Genomic DNA, 15,652 nt, shown 5'->3' with positions numbered 1-15,652 from the left:
TATAACTGTACCTGCCGCAAACCCGCTTGAAAGGCTTAAGGGCTACCGGGGCGTTACGACGCCCACCATGCAGCAATCCCGCACGCCCGCGCCCGCTCGCCCGCCGCATTCGTGGGCGCCGCGCACAGGCTTCCACCCTAGCGGTACCACTAGGGCCCCGCTATATTCCGGTTATATTCCGGCGAGTTCGCCTCCGCGAGCAAAGAAATCGCGCCAGCTTTCTACGTCAGGATTGTTGCGAAGAATGGAACGTCGTTGCCGTTCCGTGAGGCCTCCCCACACTCCAAATTCCACGCGATTATCAAGAGCATCAGCGCGGCAGCGCATCATCACAGGACACTCGCTACAAATCGCTGCTGCACGCCGCTGCGCCGTACCACGGACAAAGAGAGCATCCGGGTCTTCATTGCGACAGTGGGCATGCATTACCCAGTCTCCACGCTCCAATGCCCGAAGTGACCCCAGCGAATCTTCCTCTAGGGGGCTGATCTTACGTACGTTCATCAACGAAGTTGTCATGATGAACTCCTCCTGACATAAATCTTGGAACGAACTAGAGACTCAAAAAAGCCAAGCCTCTGCGCCTTTTTACAAGCGCCCAACGTGAACTCATGTAAGTCTATTCACAGAAAGTTACATAAGTCGAATGCATCACACTTTGTGGGGATATTTCCTACTTCCCCCTACAACGGTTGCTTAGCTAGGGTAAAGGGGTGTCAAAGTGGAATTCACTCACCAGGATCGTCGCCGTTGCCGTAGCAGCAGGGGCTGCCAGCGCCCTAGCACTCTCCCCCATAGCTGCCATTACGGGCGTTGCAGCTGCACGTACTAGTGCAACAATGCAGTCCAATCTTCAAGATTTGACCGACGGGTCTGCCCCCGGTGTCTCCACCATCTTAGATAATCAGGGTTCCCCCATCGCGTGGTTGTATTCCCAGCGCAGGTACTCGGTGCCGTCTGAAGCAATCCCGCAGACGGTGAAAGATGCGATCGTCTCCATTGAGGACCGCCGCTTTTATGAGCATAAGGGTGTGGATCTGCAAGGTAATCTGCGCGCAATCGCTGCCAACCTTTTTGCCGGAGGCGTCGAACAAGGTGCCTCCACTCTGGATCAGCAATACGTGAAGAACTACCTGCTTCTTGTCACCTCAAACAATGCCGACGAGCAAGCAGCAGCCACGGAGACATCTATCCCGCGCAAATTGCGTGAAATGCGGATGGCCTCGACCATCGACAAGATGCTTTCCAAAGATGAGATCCTGACCCGCTACCTCAACCTGGTGCCCTTTGGAAATAACTCCTTTGGCATCGAGGCCGCAGCACGGACTCACTTTGGTAAGTCTGCCTCTGAGCTCTCTTTGGCCCAGTCTGCGATGTTTGCCGGCATGGTGCAGTCATCTTCCTACCTCAATCCTTTTACCAATGCGGATGCGGTTCTTGAGCGCCGTAACATTGTTTTGGATTCCATGGTGATGAACGGCTACATCAACCAGGAAGAAGCCGACGCAGCCAAAGCCGAGCCGCTCGGAGTGCTAGACGCACCCCAGGGACTGGCAAACGGTTGCATCGCCGCTGGCGATAGCGGGTTCTTCTGCGACCATGTCCTTAATTACCTCAACAAAAAAGGGTTGAGCACCGAGCAGATCACTAAAGGTTCTTACACGATTAAAACCACGCTCGACCCGCAAACCCAGGTGGCAGCCCACAACGCGGTGACCAGCCAAGTCAGCTCGCAGTCGCCCGGAGTCGCCGATGTTATGAACATCATTGAACCCGGCACTAATTCACGCAAGATTCTGGCGATGACTTCCTCCCGCGATTACGGCATAGATCTCAACGCAGGCCAGACGGTTCTTCCGCAAACGTCCTCGCTAGTGGGCGCCGGCGCCGGCTCCGTGTTCAAGATTTTCACGGCCGCGGCTGCGCTCAAGCAGGGTTATGGCCTGGATACCGTCTTGCAGGTTCCTCGCCGTTATGAGGCTAAGGGGCTTGGCGACGGCGGCGCCGCGGGCTGTGCACCCGGAACCTACTGCGTGGAAAACTCTGGTTCTTATGCCCCACAGATGTCTCTGCGTGATGCGCTGGCGCACTCGCCAAACACCCCGTTTGTCCAGCTCATCGAGTCTGTTGGCGTGCGCGATGTGGTTGATATTTCCGTGGCTCTGGGCTTACGCAGCTACTCCGAAAAAGGCTCCTTTGACTCTAATAACTCCATCGCGGACTACTTCAAAGAGCACAACCTGGGCTCCTATACCCTAGGCCCCACAGCCGTCAATGCACTTGAGCTCTCCAATGTCGCGGCTTCCCTGGCCTCCGACGGCATGTGGTGCGAGCCAAGTCCTATCGAGTCCGTGACCGATCACCATGGCAACGAGGTGTATCTAGAGCGACCTGCGTGCGAACAGGCCATCAGCAAAGAAATCGCCAACGCGCTGGCTAACGGCCTAAGCCAGGACACGATCAAGGGAACAGGCGCAGCCGCAGCAAAGGCCGCCGGATTCCGCGCCCCAGCCGCTGCCAAGACAGGCACTACGGAGTCGCACCAATCGGCCGCTTTCCTTGGCTTTAACTCTAACTTTGCGTCTGCAGCATACATTTACAACGACGGAACAACCGTGGCCCCGCTGTGCACCTCGCCGGTCTCCCAGTGTGGAAAGGGGACGCTCTTTGGCGGCGACGAGCCCGCCCGCACCTGGTTCTCCGCAGCGACAGCAACCGGCCGCGCCGCAACCGGCACCCTGCCGGCCTACGACACAAAGTACAATCGCGGATCCTCGGAGGACCTAGGTAGCTCCTACATCGGCCGCAACGGCGACGACGTAAAACGCGAGCTTACGGGCAAGGGATACAAAGTTGTCACCGAGTACACCGCAGGTAATGGCCTTCCCAAGGACCATGTAGTCCGCACCGAGGTTCCTGTCCCCCTCAAGTCCGACTCCACCATCAAGCTTGTGCTTTCCGACGGCACCGCCCCCCGCCGAACCACCAGCCCCCTGATACCGCGAGACGAAGGACCCGCCGATAACAACCGCAATCCGGGAGGCAACGACCTAGCCAACCTGCTGGAACAGCTACTTGGCAGGTAGTCACCACCTGGAGAAAGGACTTAGGCTAGCGCCGCACGAACTGCCGTGGACAGGCGCTTGCCATCGGCCTGGCCCGCGGCTTTAGCCGTAGCGATCTTCATCACCTGTCCCATATGCTTCATAGTCACGTCGCCATGCTCCGCGGCGATTTCTTCAACTGCCTGGGCAACGAGTGCGGCGAGTTGGGCGTCGTCTAGCTGGGCGGGCTGATACTCCGCAAGAATGTCTGCCTCCCGTGTTTCTGCGTCGGCTAGCTCTTGTCGACCCGCTCCGGCATACACATCTGCGGATTCGCGGCGCTTTTTAATCTCACGAGCAATGACCTTGAGCACATCCTCATCAGTCACCTCATGCTTTGTTCCGCTCGTCTCCTCTGTCTGGATCGCGGCTAAAAGCATACGCAACGTGCCCGTACGCTCCTTTTCCCGGGCTTTCATAGCGGTGGTCAAATCTGCACGGATCTTCATCTTGAGTTCACTCATGGTTGTTAAGCCTAGTCGCAGGTACGCTGTACGAGTGGCTTCATTGAAAAAGACTCTTCTCACGGTAACCGGTGCGCTGGGACTCACCGGACTTTCCACCCTTGCATGGGCTCATCGCGAATGCTCTAACTTTGAGCTCAAAATCGTGGAACTGCCCATCCTGGAACCTGGAGTCTTAAGAGACGAAGACGAATTTAGGATCCTGCACCTCAGCGATCTCCACATGATCCCCAACCAGATTAAGAAGCAAGAATGGGTAGCACAGCTGGACAAGCTAGCCCCGGATCTGGTTGTGAACACAGGAGATAACCTCAGCGACCCCAAAGGCGTGCCCGGAGTGCTGCGTGCACTCGGCCCGCTACTCCGACGCCCCGGACTCTTTGTTTTTGGCACCAACGATTATTTTGCCCCCAGCATGGTCAACCCCTTCCTCTATCTCTTTGGCAAAAAGCGCAAGCCCAGTGAGATAGCACTGCCGTGGAAAGGAATGCGCGCCGCCTTCATAGAACACGGGTGGCGCGACACAAACCAGGCTCGTCACGAGTTCCAAATCAACCATGTGCGCATCGCCGTTGCAGGTGTCGACGACCCCCACCACGACCTCGACGACTATGAAGAAATAGCCGGCCCTCCGAACCCGGACGCAGACCTCAGCATTGCGCTGCTGCATGCCCCCGAGCCACGCGTACTAGAGCGCTTTGAACGCGACGGCTATATGTTGTCGCTTTCCGGCCACACCCACGGCGGTCAAGTCTGTCTGCCTGGTTCCCGCGCCCTTGTGACCAACTGCGGGATCGATGCACAGCGAGTGCAGGGACTGCACACTTTTGGGAACATGTGGATGCACGTTTCCAATGGTCTGGGCACTTCTAAATTCGCTCCCATCCGGGTTTTCTGCCGTCCTTCTGCCACGCTGATCCGCGTCACGGAAAAGCGTTAAGGCTAGCTGCGAGCCCCCGCGGTGCACTCGGTGCAAAAGCATTTCGCGCACCATCTGCAATTTTGCTGTTTCCCGCGTTGATCAACTAAAGTATGTCCAGTATCGACGGGATATGGCGCAGCTTGGTAGCGCGCTTCGTTCGGGACGAAGAGGTCGCAGGTTCAAATCCTGTTATCCCGACCACTGAGAGCAGGCTAGTGATCCACTTGTGGATTGCTAGCCTGTTTTTCTGTGCACTGCTCTACCGCCCCACCACCGACAGACCCTGCATTTCCATAGACAAAAGCCCCAAATCATGCCACAAAAAGCCTCTTTGTCTATGGAAATGCAGGTTGCCCGGCTCAGCACCCCAAGGTTTTGTCGTTTTTGAGAACGGTAGAAAAACCCACCTGGGCTTTTACCCACCACACCGCCGCTAGCGTTCTCAAAAACAACAAACCACCGTGACACAAAAATATCAGCCTTTATTACTGGTATGCTCATTTATTTCACGTGAAGCATATAGAAAGGCATGTAATGAGTATGACCTGTCGAAAAGCGTTGACGGTTGCTGCCCTCATCACTGTTAGCTCGTTCACCAGCGTAAGTACCGGACACGCCATCGATTTTGGGAAAATCACGAGACTGCCTTCCGCTTTATTCTCCGGCTCCTCCGGTTCTTCTGGCTCCTCGGTCCCAGACGCTAAGCCCGCCCCGCAGCGCCCAAACCGGATCTCCGAAGGACTCACGGTCACCATGCTCGACGATCTCTTTGGGCGCGGTAAATCCGATAAGTTCGGCATCCTTTCCGGCGACCTAGGGGAAATGGTCCGACTAGCCAAGGACGGCAAAGAATTTGCCATCATCTTCGGGGATTCTTTCACTGGCGAGCGCCTGCAAGGCGAGTGGAAAAGCCCGATCGGCGTGGTGGCCAAGCTGGGAGAGGACGGAAAAATACAGATCCTTCGCCCACTCAACGAGGGCGACAAGGCCGAGCAGCTTATCGAGTACGAGCACAAAGACCGCCTCACGCTCCTCCCCTCGGACGTCATTAATATCGACGGAACAATCTATATGCAGGCCATGTGGCATAAAGGTTTGGGCAACGTCATAAGTACTCAGATCTGGAAGTCCACCGATTTGGGAAAGACCTGGTCTAGCGTCAACGAGATACCCGCTAGTTACATGAATGAGTTCGGCAGCCTTCTCTCCTGGGAAAACGGCGACGACGGATACGTGTACATGGTCTCCTCCAAGTTTGGCCGCGCGCACAGCGTCTATCTCACCCGCTTCCGCCCCGACCAGATCAGCGATGAGCAGCAGTGGGAGCACTATGACCCCACAACAAGCACCTGGTCCACGCATACCGAGGGCGCGCCCCTCACACCGATACTCAGCAACTCGGTGAAAGCCGGCGAGATGTCCCTGCGCCGAATCGAGGGGCACTGGGTACTCAGCATGTTCAATGAAGAGACCTGGGCCATCGAGGTGCGGATCTCCGAAAAAATCGACCAGAGCTGGGATGATATTAAGCCGGCTCACGTGGTGGTCGCTGGCACCGGCGGCTGGGGCGCCAAGCAAAGTGAGAACAACTTCACCCAGCTCTACGGCGGCTATATCACGCCTTTTTCCACTCTCGCCGACATGAATATCGTGGTGTCACAGTGGAATACCTCCAATAACAGCCGTTATAACTCCACGCAGTTTAACGTCAAGGGCTTGGATAAGTTCTTCAACGTCACGCCTAAGCTTGCCGACGCCCAACCGACGCCGCGGGCAGTCACCGCTTCCCCCGAAGGCACGGCAGATCAAAGCGTCATCGAGGTCTCTGAGGTAACGCCAGTGGATCCGGGCAAGGCCGCGACACCAGAGCATGAGATCCTAGAAAGCGTCGCGCCGGTAGAGGTGTTACCCCTTACCGGCGCACATGATTCAGAGAAAAACTAGTAGGTGACGTCCTCGGGTGCCGCATGAGAACCTGAGGTCTCGCGCCTGCCCAGCAGCTTCAGCGATACTGCCCCGGCGGCTGCTAAACCAGCGGTGACCAGGACGGCAACCCAGAGGGCTGGGGAGTTTGTCCCGTTGCCGAGCGAACTTAGCGCCAGCGTGGGGTAGTTCAACGGCATAAGGTTCACCAGTGCCTGAGTTGTTGTACTGATCTGCGCTGTCGCCGCAGAATTCCATACCCATCCCACGATGCCTACCTGTGCGATAATCCCCACGAGCGCAGCAAGGTAGCCCCATGTAGCACCAAACGCACGGATCAGGACAGCTGTGCCCAGCCCAGACGCTAAGACAAGCAAGGCACATATGCCAGCGGCTGCGGTCGCCTCCGCCGCGCCGAGCTCGGCACCCAGGATCGCCACGAGTGAGCCTCCTAGAGCTGCAAGCGCTATACCTCCAACAAGGCTCACTACCCATGCTCGGCCACGTCCATAGGTGCCGGCGGCAAGCATGACTCCTGCGGCGATGAGGAATGCATACATTGGGGCAAGAGTTTTGGTTATCCCAGCTTCTTCAGCTTCGGGGGTTCCAGCCTGGATGACAGGCAGCGCTCGGGATACTGAGCCCACACGATCTTGGTTTGTTTTGGCCATCCCGTCGACTTTTTGAGCGCCCTGATCCAGCTGCTCTACGCCTTTGAGGGCCTCGTCTACACCGGCTGCGAGCTCGTTAAGCCCTGCGGAAAGCTCTTTGGATCCTTTGGTGGCTGAGTAGATGCCGTCGTGGAAGCCATAGCCCGGAACGTGCAGCTGGTTGGCGAGCTCGCGGGAGCCATCGCGGAGTTTGGTCAGCTGGTCGGTGATGTTTTTGTCCACCTGGAAGGTGTCTACCTGGCTGCGGAAGTCTTCCAATTGTGGCTTGAACTCCGCGGCCTTGGGGTCTTTGCTCTTGGCTATGTCTCCGATGGTTCGGTCAATCGCGCCGAGAATTTGTCCACGAACGGCTTCCAGTGCAAAGAGCTGCCCCACTGCCTGGTCCACACCGTTGGCGATCTCCGTCGCACCATTTCCCAGCTGGCCGGTAGCCGCCTGAAGTTGGTTCATGCCGTCGGCAAGCTTTGCGGCGCCGTCGCGGGCTGCGGTTGTTCCTGCGCCGAGTTGCTTGGAGCCGTCGGCAAGCTTTGCGGCGCCGTCGGCAAGCTGTTTGGTGCCGCCTTTGAGTAATCCTGCTTGGGCGCCTGCTTCGCCGGCGGCGCGGCGAGCGTCGACAAGCGCTGCATCGTCATGCACGGCAGGGGCCCCGGCTGATTCTTCCCCCGTGGACCAGGAACTGGCAAGATCATAATCAGTGCTCACTGCGTACACAGTGCCGGCGATCAGTGGAGCGGCCAGAAGAATAGCTGCGCTGAGGTGGCGAACGGCAAATCGACTCATACTATAAAAATGTACTTAGCCAGCTGATTTTTCGGTTAACGACCCACCGAAACACCCCAATACGCATGCAAAACTTCTACACCGTAAGCCCCACCTGACCATAGTAAACACAACAAACACTGGTAACGTGAAAAAAGTTGACCAAAACCTAAAAATTCCCCGAATCTGTGGGTGTGAGTGATCTGTGACCTTATTGTTAGTTCTCGTGCTGGCTGCCTTTACGGTATCCTGCGCGCCTGTAGCCGTCCGGGTCTGCGATAGAAAGGCAGGGTGGCCCTTAGCGGCCCTGTTGCTCATTGCGGCCGGACTCCTTTGTAAAGAACTCCCTGCCATCCTCGATGAGATCCCTCTCATCTGGACATACACGTGGATACCCGACGCCCTTGGCAACGGCATCGACATACAGTTAGCTTTGCGTGCCGATGCCCTCAGCGTTTTCTTTGCGCTCCTCGCCCTTGTTATCGGCTCCATTGTCTTTATCTATTCTGCGTCTTATCTCCCCCGGAAAACGGGGAATATCAGCTTCTTCACCCTGATGACTGCATTCATGGCGGCCATCCTCATGCTGGTGCTTGCCGACGACGTCTTCACCCTCTTCATCGCATGGGAGCTCGTTTCTCTTGCTTCCTTCATGCTCATCGCCAGGTCTGGCGGCAGCGGTGGAGAATTAGGCTCGCAACGCACACTGATATTGACGTTTATCGGCGGCCTTACCCTGCTGGTGTCTATGGCAATCGCCGCCACCCAAGCGGGAACCACTAATATCCATGAGATTCTGGCCTCTGACTTCTGGTCGGAAAAACCAGCGCTCACCACTGTGCTCGGCGTGCTCGTTGCGATCTCCGCGTTTACTAAATCCGCGCAGTTCCCCTTCCACTTCTGGTTGCCTGAGGCTATGGCAGCCGCTACTCCGGTTTCTGCGTTCCTTCACGCCGCAGCCGTGGTGAAGGCCGGCATCTATGTGTTAATGCGCTTCAGCGCTGTGTTCCATAACAACCACACGTGGAACCTCCTGCTGATAACGGTGGGAATGCTTACCGCTGTTATGGCGGCATTCTTTGCGATCCAAAAAACAGATCTGAAAAAGCTCACCGCATACTCCACTGTTTCCCACCTTGGCTGGATCGTGGCCACCATCGGCGTAGGCACGCCTTTCGCTTTGGCAGCAGCACTAGTGCACACGCTCGCGCACGCGCTGTTTAAGTCGTCGCTCTTTATGCTTATCGGTGTCATCGACCACCAAACCGGAACACGAGATGCATCCCGTTTGGGCTCTTCCTGGCGGCAACTACCGTTTACTTTTGGATCCGTCGTCCTGGCGGCAGCATCCATGGCCGCGGTGCCTCCGATGCTGGGATTTGTGTCCAAAGAGGGCCTGCTCGCAGCCCTGAGCGAAGCTCCCCTAGGCAAAGCTGGAATCATAGCTCTCCTGCTCACGGCAGGCGTCGGCGCGCTCTTTACTTTTACGTACTCCGTACGCATTGTTGCCGATGGCTTTATCGACGGCGACCGCGATATGACGCACGTCAAAGAAGCCCCTGTCTCGCTGTGGCTTCCCGCAGCGATCCCCGGTTTGCTCTCCCTGCCGCTGGCGTTTGCCCTCAGTTATCTTGATGGGCCTATCTCCGAGGCCGTGGATGTGGTGGTGGATGATCCACACACGCATCTTGCCTTGTGGCACGGCATATCGATTGCGTTCATCATCTCCATGGTGGTGTTTGTGTTGGGAATCGTGGGAGTTATCTTCCGCAAGCAGATTTGGTCGGCTTTGGGCAGCCGTCCGCTATTCCCAGCCAGCGGCAATGACGTACTCCGCCTCATGAATGAAGGTTCTTCTCGCCTGGGTCGCTCAATGGGCAAGATGGCAGACTCCATCGCCCCTACCCGCCATCTGGCGTATATGTTCCTGGCCATTATAATTTTCGGCGCGTTCTACGTGCTTCCGGGACTCGTGAGCGGCGGAGTGGATGGTATCCCGGTGCCTGCCCGCATCTCTACGGATCGCTGGTATGACGCTATACCTTTGGTCATGGTCTTGCTCGGAGTGATCGCGCTAGTTCGCACCAAAAAACGCCTAAGCGGTGTGGTTCTGGTCGGCGTGGTCGGCGCAGGTGTAACGCTGCAGGTCTTCATGCTCGGTGCTCCCGACGTCGCGATGACGCAGTTCATGGTTGAGGCGCTGACCGTAGTCATCATGATGATGGTGGTGCGCCAGCAGCCAAGTCACTTCCATAAACCTCGCAAGAGCCAGAAAGCTCTCGGTATTGCGATGGGAACCGGAGTAGGCCTGTTCGCTTTCCTCTCGGTCTGGGTACTGTTGTCGCGCCACGAACGCAGCGAGCTAGCCATGTGGTACCTCAACGAGGCCCCCAAGATTTCTGGTGGGGATAACGTGGTGAACACCATTCTGGTTGAATTCCGTGGGTTTGATACCTTGGGCGAGCTCTCGGTCCTTGGCATGGCCGCTATCGTGATCGCGGCAGTGATTACGTCCATGCCTCGCTACCCCTTTGCCAAAGACACCCACCCGGCTCCTTTTGGCGGCGCGGATCTCAATGCGATTCTGCTTCGTGTCCTGCTTAAAGCGCTGGTGCCAGTGCTTGTGGTGCTGTCCGTCTTGATCTTCTGGCGAGGCCATAATGCACCAGGCGGCGGTTTCATCGCAGCCCTTGTGGCAAGCACCGCAATGATGCTGAGCTATCTCTCGTTCCCTCGTGACAAACACATTTTCCCAGTACGAACTCCCATTTATCTCACGGGCATAGGAATTTTGACCGCCATCTTTGCAGGTTTCCTCGGCCTGACCCACGGTTCCTTCCTCTACGCGATTCACGGGCACTGGGCCGGACAGCACTGGACCACCTCCATGATCTTTGACGTCGGTGTGTACCTTGCTGTGCTGGGCATGGTCAGCATGGCCATCAACGCTCTGGGTGGTTACCTTCGCCCCGGCCTGGATTACGAGAACCTGAACTACAACCGGGAGGATTCACCTTTGACTCCCCTCCCCAAGGTGGGCCACCTGGATGACTTTGGGGCCGAGCCTCACCTGCCTCCTTCTGAGCCGGAGCGTGTTCGTTTGGCCAAGAAGGCCGAGCTTGCGTTCAAGGCTCTCCGGGAAGATAACGACCGACATCTCGACGCTGCATCATTCACCGCAAAGGAGGAGAAGTAAGTGATTCTCGCACTCACAATCGCCATCCTTGCCGCCGGTGGTGTGTACCTGGTACTCCAGCGCGGCATGCTGCGCATCGTCATCGGTATGACGCTAATTAGCCATGCCGCAAACCTCATTATTGTGGCTATCGGAGTGCCAGCGTGGCGCGGCGAGCCTTTCCCCAGCATCACCGATCTCAGTGTGGCTGCTGATCCTGTCCCTCAGGCGTTTGTCCTCACAGCCATTGTTATTGCCATGGCAACCACCACGTACATGCTTACGTTGTCTGGCCTGGGCCGCTCCGACGATACCGAGCCGGAAGAAGTGGCCGACGAAGATTCGCCATTGCAGACACTAGGGCGATCCACCACCAACGCTGAGCTCGCGGAAGACGAGGCGCACCTCGTACGCGAACGCGCCCGCCGCGCGCGACAGAACTCCGCGGATGATCACACAGATAACAAGGAGGCTCACTAATGGATTACGTGCTTCCATTGTTTGTTGGTATTCCGCTTGCTCTGGTCGCGGTCGCAGCGATCGCGCCGTGGCGTGTGCTCCGCGATGCCCTCGCTCTTATCACGCCGATAGGAACCGGAGCCGCAGGTGTGTGGCTGTTTGCCTACGTATCCGAGCACGGAACCATCGCTCACTCTGTGGGTAAGTACGTTGGCGGCGTAGCTATCCCCTTTGTTGGTGATCATTTCTCAGCGATCATGATCATCACATGCTCTGTCGTGGCCTTTGCGTCCAACTGGTTTGCCATTGTTGTCGGTGAGACTCGGTCGCGTTTTTATTCCTCTCTATCGCTCATGCTGCTCACCGGCGTGATGGGCGCTTTGCTCACCGCCGATCTCTTTAACTTCTTTGTGTTCATTGAGGTCATGTTGCTTCCGAGCTATGGCCTGATGGCAATGACCGGCACCTGGGCACGCCTCAGCGCTGGCCGCACGTTTGTGCTGGTCAACCTGGCTACTTCTACGTTGCTGCTCATCGGTGTCGCCATTGTTTACGGTGTTGTCGGTGCAGTAAACATTGCAGCGTTAGCGGGAGCCGCCGCTGGCAACGGCCCTGTGACGGTAGCCATGGGTATCGTCGTCGTGGCCATGGTGGTCAAAGCGGGTATTTTCCCGGTTCATACATGGCTGCCACGTTCTTACCCCGCAACTTCCTCCAGCGTGATGGCGTTGTTCTCTAGCATGCACACCAAGGTTGCTGTGTACATGCTGATGCGCATCTACGTGGTGATTTTTGATCTGGATACCCGCTGGATCTGGCTGATTATCACGATCTGCATCTTGTCCATGATCGTGGGTGCGTTCTCGGGCTTGCGTGAAAGTGCCATGCGCAGGGTTTTGGCATATCAGATGGTCAACGGCATGCCGATGATCCTTGTTGTCCTTGCTTTTGCCTCTCACAATGCCAAGACCGTGATTGCAGCAGGCATTCTCTATGCTTTGCACCACATGATCACTGTGGGCTCTCTGATTCTCACGTCCGGCTCGGTCGAGGAAACCTATGGCACAGACAAGATGTCTAAGCTCTCTGGAATCGCCCATCGGGACCCGTGGGTGGCTGCGGTCTTTGCTGCCGGCGCGTTCTCCGTTGTTGGTTTCCCGCCGTTTTCTGGACTCTGGGGCAAGGTCTTCCTGATCTTGGGAATCGCAGATTCTGCATCATGGCAAGCCTGGCTGGTCATCGCGATCATTATCCTGGCTAGTTTCGGGGCGTTTCTCTCCATGCTGCGTCTCTGGCGCGAAGTCTATTGGGGTGCTCCGATGAATCCGCAGCGCATCCCCGAAAGTCTGCGGGTACCGTGGTTGCGCTTGGCCCCCGGCGCTTTCCTCATCGTTGTTTCTTTTGGGATGTTCCTGTTCGCAGGCCCGCTCGTGTCTGCTACAAACGACGCATCGGAGTCGCTTCTCGACGTCAACTCCTATTCCACCGCAGTCCTCCACCAAGGCGAGGACGCGCCGGTAGGTGTTGCCACTAACACCACGCTGCAGGGAGGCCGCTAATGCTACATGCCATCAAGTACACATTTTGGCTTATTGGCCAAGTTCTCATAGCAGGTTGGGTCCTGACTAAGGACACTCTCACGGGCAGCAAGAACTTAGATCCTTGTGTGGTCCGTTACCCCTTGCGAGTAACAAAAGATTGGCAGATTACGGTTTTTGCGGCGTCGATCACGGCCACCCCGGGAACCATGTCGATCACGTTGGAGGAAGACGACTCCGCTGAGTCCTCTGGCCAGCGCTATCTTCTTGTTCACGCGGTTGCCGGCGCTGACCCACGTTCTGTGCTCGCAGATCTTGCTCATATGGAAGAGACTCTTGCACCTCATGTGAAGGGTCTGCATCCTGACTTTGCTGCAGTTCTTGACCAGGCGACTTGGGAATACCCCTCGCCTAAACCAGTGTTTAAGGAGGACAACTAATGTTTCTCATCGCCTCCTCTATTGGCATGGCTGCCACCACGCTAGGCATTATTGCCACGATTATTCTAATGATCCGTACCAAAGATCAGCTCACCCGAGCCGTGATCTCAGACATGGTGTTTTACTCCATGATCGGCTTCTACATGATCTGGCGCATGGTCAACCACACACAGATCAATTATGAGATCGCCCTGCTCGCTGCGTTGGTTGGTGGCATCTTGCCCACGATGTCGGCAGCGCGCATCATCTCGAAGGGACGTCGCTAATGTTTTATGACTTCACAGCAAGCGCGTTGATTCTCATAGCGTCGTTTTTGATCATCACCACGCTCATCGCTTTGCTCCGGGCTCCAGATGCTCTTACCCGAGCGAATCTTATGGGTACTGCGACAAGCATCGCGCTGCCTCTTATCCTGATTGCTTCCCTTATCAATGACATCGGCAATGGCACTTTCTGGTGGGGAAACCTGGTTCGTGTCATCATCACGATCGCTGGTTTGCTCATCGTCCTAGCCGTGGGCAGCTTCCTCATGGGCCGTTCCCTCTACGGGATAGCTAAAGAACAACAAGACTAAAAAAGATCCCCGGCTTAGTCCTTCCTCTTAGAAGTGCACTAAACCGGGGATAACTCTAGCTAATGGCTTTGAGTAGGCCTGCGATGGTGTACATCGCCTCATCGACATAGCCCTTGAGTTGGGGATCTGAAAGCCCCACGGTGGCGTCGCAACGCGCGCGAATAACCATCCGCGCTGCGGACTGTCCCAGATTCTCCGAAGCTGCTTTTTGCCCGTCTTCATCGAGAACAGCACAGATAAGATCCATGGAGTCGTTGAACTGCGCCGTCGCGTTTATCAGCGCTGCAATATCGTTGGGGCCGCTGGCTGGTAGATCTTTAAAGCTAGAGATCTCCAGGATGCGGGCGGTCCCTGTTGGGGTCTCCACTGGATGAACCTCTGCAACAAATTCTCGCCCCTTCACGGTCATATGCGCAGTTTTTTCAGACACCTCCCCGGAGTACAGCGCCGCAACCCGATCCGCTGTCATCTCAGGTGTCTCAAATTCCGGAGTGTCTAGGTGAGCTGGAATTTCTGCGAAGAGCGGGTGCTGCTCAGGTGGCTCTGGAACGTCAAAGTTTGTCCCAAACATGTCGTCATACAGCGCTGAAGCCTCGGGCAGCACGTCTTGAAGCGCCGCTTGAACAAAGCGAAGATACTGATCAAACGTTGCTCCGTCCTCGGCGCGTAGTCACGTGCGGCACACAACTGCTGTGTGTCCTTTGGAGGTGTCCACGCGGAAGACACCGGTAGAGGAATTCACGTTCAGCATGTGTGCGCCCACCACCGCATGCATAGTGTCTTCTTGACTGAAGGTTAACGGCCATTCGATTTGAGCGTGATACAGGCTGGGATCGTTCCAAAAGTAAACCGTCAGGTCTCCTAGCGTCACCACGTTCACTTCTCCGCCGTTGCCGTCGGGAGCAATATCTGGGGAGTATCCCAGCGCCATAAGCGCCATCCGGATCACCGGAGTCTGCGGTTGCTGCTGTTTTTTCTTTCCAAACCCAAAGAATCCCACTAGTCCCACCACACTTTCAGTATCAGGGAGCCCGTCTGGCCCCGGAATAACAACAAGTTCGTCGCCCGCTGCGGCAAGCGTTGCGACGATCTCCTCACGGTTTCCTCCCGGATCGCCCACGCGAACCAGCATTGTGGCTTCAGTGTCTTCTGAAAGTGCCACCAACTCCATCCCCCACCTCTTGTTCCAGAAGTAGAGCATCCGAGCAAGTTCCCACTCCAGGGCAACATTCACGCAGCCCTCCCACCGAGTAAATAGCACTACGCTCCAGGAGAAATCCCCAATTTCTACGGGGATCCCCGCAAGGTCGGCGAGTTCGCTATCTGTTTCTTCAACAACGGGATATGTGACATGAGAACCCGGCTTAACTGCCTCAAGGTATCCCGACTCCGGCAAATCAAACGATTGGGCCGCCTCCGCTACCGAGCAAGCTGCAAAAGAGCCAATGGACTCAACAATCTCAGCCATATCGCCTTCAACAATCTGATCTTCCAAGGATTCTGCTGCGGAGTCTGAAATAGTCACGTGCCCGGGGGCAAAGGACAATGATGCTGCGGTGGGAACAAAAGCTCTTGATCCGCGCAGACATCAATTCCGATAGAACCGTTATTCCACTTAGCCAT

12 protein-coding genes, 1 tRNA gene and 2 pseudogenes are annotated in these 15,652 nt (G+C 56.4%); 10 read left to right on the top strand and 5 right to left on the bottom strand.

The window, feature by feature from the left end; all coding sequences use genetic code 11:
- Nucleotides 1-171 precede the first annotated feature (171 nt).
- On the bottom strand, nt 172-519 hold the full coding sequence (locus CBE74_RS13705; protein ID WP_087453265.1) for a WhiB family transcriptional regulator: 348 nt from the start codon (nt 517-519) through the stop codon (nt 172-174).
- A 194-nt stretch (nt 520-713) separates the two neighbouring features.
- Between CBE74_RS13705 and CBE74_RS13700 the strand changes: the two genes are divergently transcribed.
- Nucleotides 714-3,086 carry a transglycosylase domain-containing protein gene (locus CBE74_RS13700; protein ID WP_134316140.1) on the top strand — a complete coding sequence of 791 codons (2,373 nt, stop codon included), beginning with the start codon at nt 714-716 and terminating at the stop codon, nt 3,084-3,086.
- 20 nt (nt 3,087-3,106) lie between these two features.
- Here the strand turns inward: CBE74_RS13700 and CBE74_RS13695 are convergent, their stop codons facing one another.
- A complete protein-coding gene (locus CBE74_RS13695; protein ID WP_087453263.1) occupies nt 3,107-3,568 on the bottom strand; it encodes a GatB/YqeY domain-containing protein in 462 nt (153 codons plus the stop codon).
- On the opposite strand from CBE74_RS13695, the gene CBE74_RS13690 reads away from it, so the two are divergent.
- The 3 genes from CBE74_RS13690 (at nt 3,567) to CBE74_RS13680 (ending at nt 6,434) form a co-directional block, all read left to right on the top strand.
- Nucleotides 3,567-4,508, top strand: coding sequence for a metallophosphoesterase (locus tag CBE74_RS13690; protein ID WP_087453262.1), 942 nt, complete (start codon nt 3,567-3,569; stop codon nt 4,506-4,508). The two genes, CBE74_RS13695 and CBE74_RS13690, sit on opposite strands and share 2 nt — an antisense overlap.
- Before the next feature lie 106 nt (nt 4,509-4,614).
- A tRNA-Pro gene (locus CBE74_RS13685) sits at nt 4,615-4,691 on the top strand.
- Between the two features lie 333 nt (nt 4,692-5,024).
- Nucleotides 5,025-6,434 (top strand): DUF4185 domain-containing protein, encoded by a 1,410-nt coding sequence (locus tag CBE74_RS13680; protein WP_087453261.1) that lies wholly within the window; start codon nt 5,025-5,027, stop codon nt 6,432-6,434.
- On the opposite strand, the gene CBE74_RS13675 is transcribed toward CBE74_RS13680, so the two are convergent.
- Entirely contained in the window at nt 6,431-7,864 is a 1,434-nt protein-coding gene (locus CBE74_RS13675; protein ID WP_087453260.1) for a hypothetical protein, read from the bottom strand. The two genes, CBE74_RS13680 and CBE74_RS13675, sit on opposite strands and share 4 nt — an antisense overlap.
- A gap of 184 nt (nt 7,865-8,048) precedes the next feature.
- Here CBE74_RS13675 and CBE74_RS13670 point away from each other — a divergent pair, with 184 nt between their 5' ends.
- Genes CBE74_RS13670 through CBE74_RS13645 form a run of 6 tightly spaced genes read left to right on the top strand, consistent with a single transcriptional unit; the run spans nt 8,049 to nt 14,029 of the window.
- A complete protein-coding gene (locus CBE74_RS13670; RefSeq protein ID WP_087453259.1) occupies nt 8,049-11,039 on the top strand; it encodes a DUF4040 family protein in 2,991 nt (996 codons plus the stop codon).
- Nucleotides 11,040-11,498, top strand: a complete 459-nt coding sequence (locus CBE74_RS13665) for a cation:proton antiporter subunit C (RefSeq protein WP_046095439.1) — start codon at nt 11,040-11,042, stop codon at nt 11,496-11,498.
- A complete protein-coding gene (locus CBE74_RS13660; RefSeq protein ID WP_087453258.1) occupies nt 11,498-13,036 on the top strand; it encodes a monovalent cation/H+ antiporter subunit D family protein in 1,539 nt (512 codons plus the stop codon). The genes CBE74_RS13665 and CBE74_RS13660 overlap by 1 nt, the downstream gene beginning before the upstream one ends.
- Nucleotides 13,036-13,455, top strand: coding sequence for a monovalent cation/H+ antiporter subunit E (locus CBE74_RS13655; protein ID WP_014525246.1), 420 nt, complete (start codon nt 13,036-13,038; stop codon nt 13,453-13,455). Before CBE74_RS13660 ends, CBE74_RS13655 begins: the two co-directional genes overlap by 1 nt.
- A complete protein-coding gene (locus CBE74_RS13650; protein WP_087453257.1) occupies nt 13,455-13,721 on the top strand; it encodes a cation:proton antiporter in 267 nt (88 codons plus the stop codon). The genes CBE74_RS13655 and CBE74_RS13650 overlap by 1 nt, the downstream gene beginning before the upstream one ends.
- Nucleotides 13,721-14,029: a Na+/H+ antiporter subunit G gene (locus tag CBE74_RS13645; protein WP_087453256.1), complete on the top strand. Its 309-nt coding sequence runs from the start codon at nt 13,721-13,723 to the stop codon at nt 14,027-14,029. The genes CBE74_RS13650 and CBE74_RS13645 overlap by 1 nt, the downstream gene beginning before the upstream one ends.
- A 55-nt stretch (nt 14,030-14,084) precedes the next feature.
- Here CBE74_RS13645 and CBE74_RS13640 read toward each other — a convergent pair.
- Both CBE74_RS13640 and CBE74_RS24730 read right to left on the bottom strand, forming a co-directional pair.
- Nucleotides 14,085-15,029, bottom strand: a pseudogene (locus CBE74_RS13640) (hypothetical protein).
- Nucleotides 15,029-15,652 (bottom strand): annotated as a pseudogene (locus tag CBE74_RS24730) (hypothetical protein). The pseudogenes CBE74_RS13640 and CBE74_RS24730 overlap by 1 nt, the downstream one beginning before the upstream one ends.

It is taken from the genome of Corynebacterium silvaticum (assembly GCF_002162115.2).
GTDB classification, from domain to species: domain Bacteria; phylum Actinomycetota; class Actinomycetes; order Mycobacteriales; family Mycobacteriaceae; genus Corynebacterium; species Corynebacterium silvaticum.
This window is presented reverse-complemented; position numbering and strand designations above follow the sequence as displayed.

Excerpts from the sequence above, each read along its gene's own strand:
- CBE74_RS13695 (WP_087453263.1), bottom strand. The coding sequence starts at position 3,568 with ATGAGTGAACTCAAGATGAAGATCCGTGCAGATTTGACCACCGCTATG.
- CBE74_RS13690 (WP_087453262.1), top strand. The coding sequence starts at position 3,567 with ATGGTTGTTAAGCCTAGTCGCAGGTACGCTGTACGAGTGGCTTCATTG.
- CBE74_RS13675 (WP_087453260.1), bottom strand. The coding sequence starts at position 7,864 with ATGAGTCGATTTGCCGTTCGCCACCTCAGCGCAGCTATTCTTCTGGCC.
- CBE74_RS13655 (WP_014525246.1), top strand. The coding sequence starts at position 13,036 with ATGCTACATGCCATCAAGTACACATTTTGGCTTATTGGCCAAGTTCTC.
- CBE74_RS13660 (WP_087453258.1), top strand. The coding sequence starts at position 11,498 with ATGGATTACGTGCTTCCATTGTTTGTTGGTATTCCGCTTGCTCTGGTC.
- CBE74_RS13705 (WP_087453265.1), bottom strand. The coding sequence starts at position 519 with ATGACAACTTCGTTGATGAACGTACGTAAGATCAGCCCCCTAGAGGAA.
- CBE74_RS13650 (WP_087453257.1), top strand. The coding sequence starts at position 13,455 with ATGTTTCTCATCGCCTCCTCTATTGGCATGGCTGCCACCACGCTAGGC.
- CBE74_RS13645 (WP_087453256.1), top strand. The coding sequence starts at position 13,721 with ATGTTTTATGACTTCACAGCAAGCGCGTTGATTCTCATAGCGTCGTTT.
- CBE74_RS13680 (WP_087453261.1), top strand. The coding sequence starts at position 5,025 with ATGAGTATGACCTGTCGAAAAGCGTTGACGGTTGCTGCCCTCATCACT.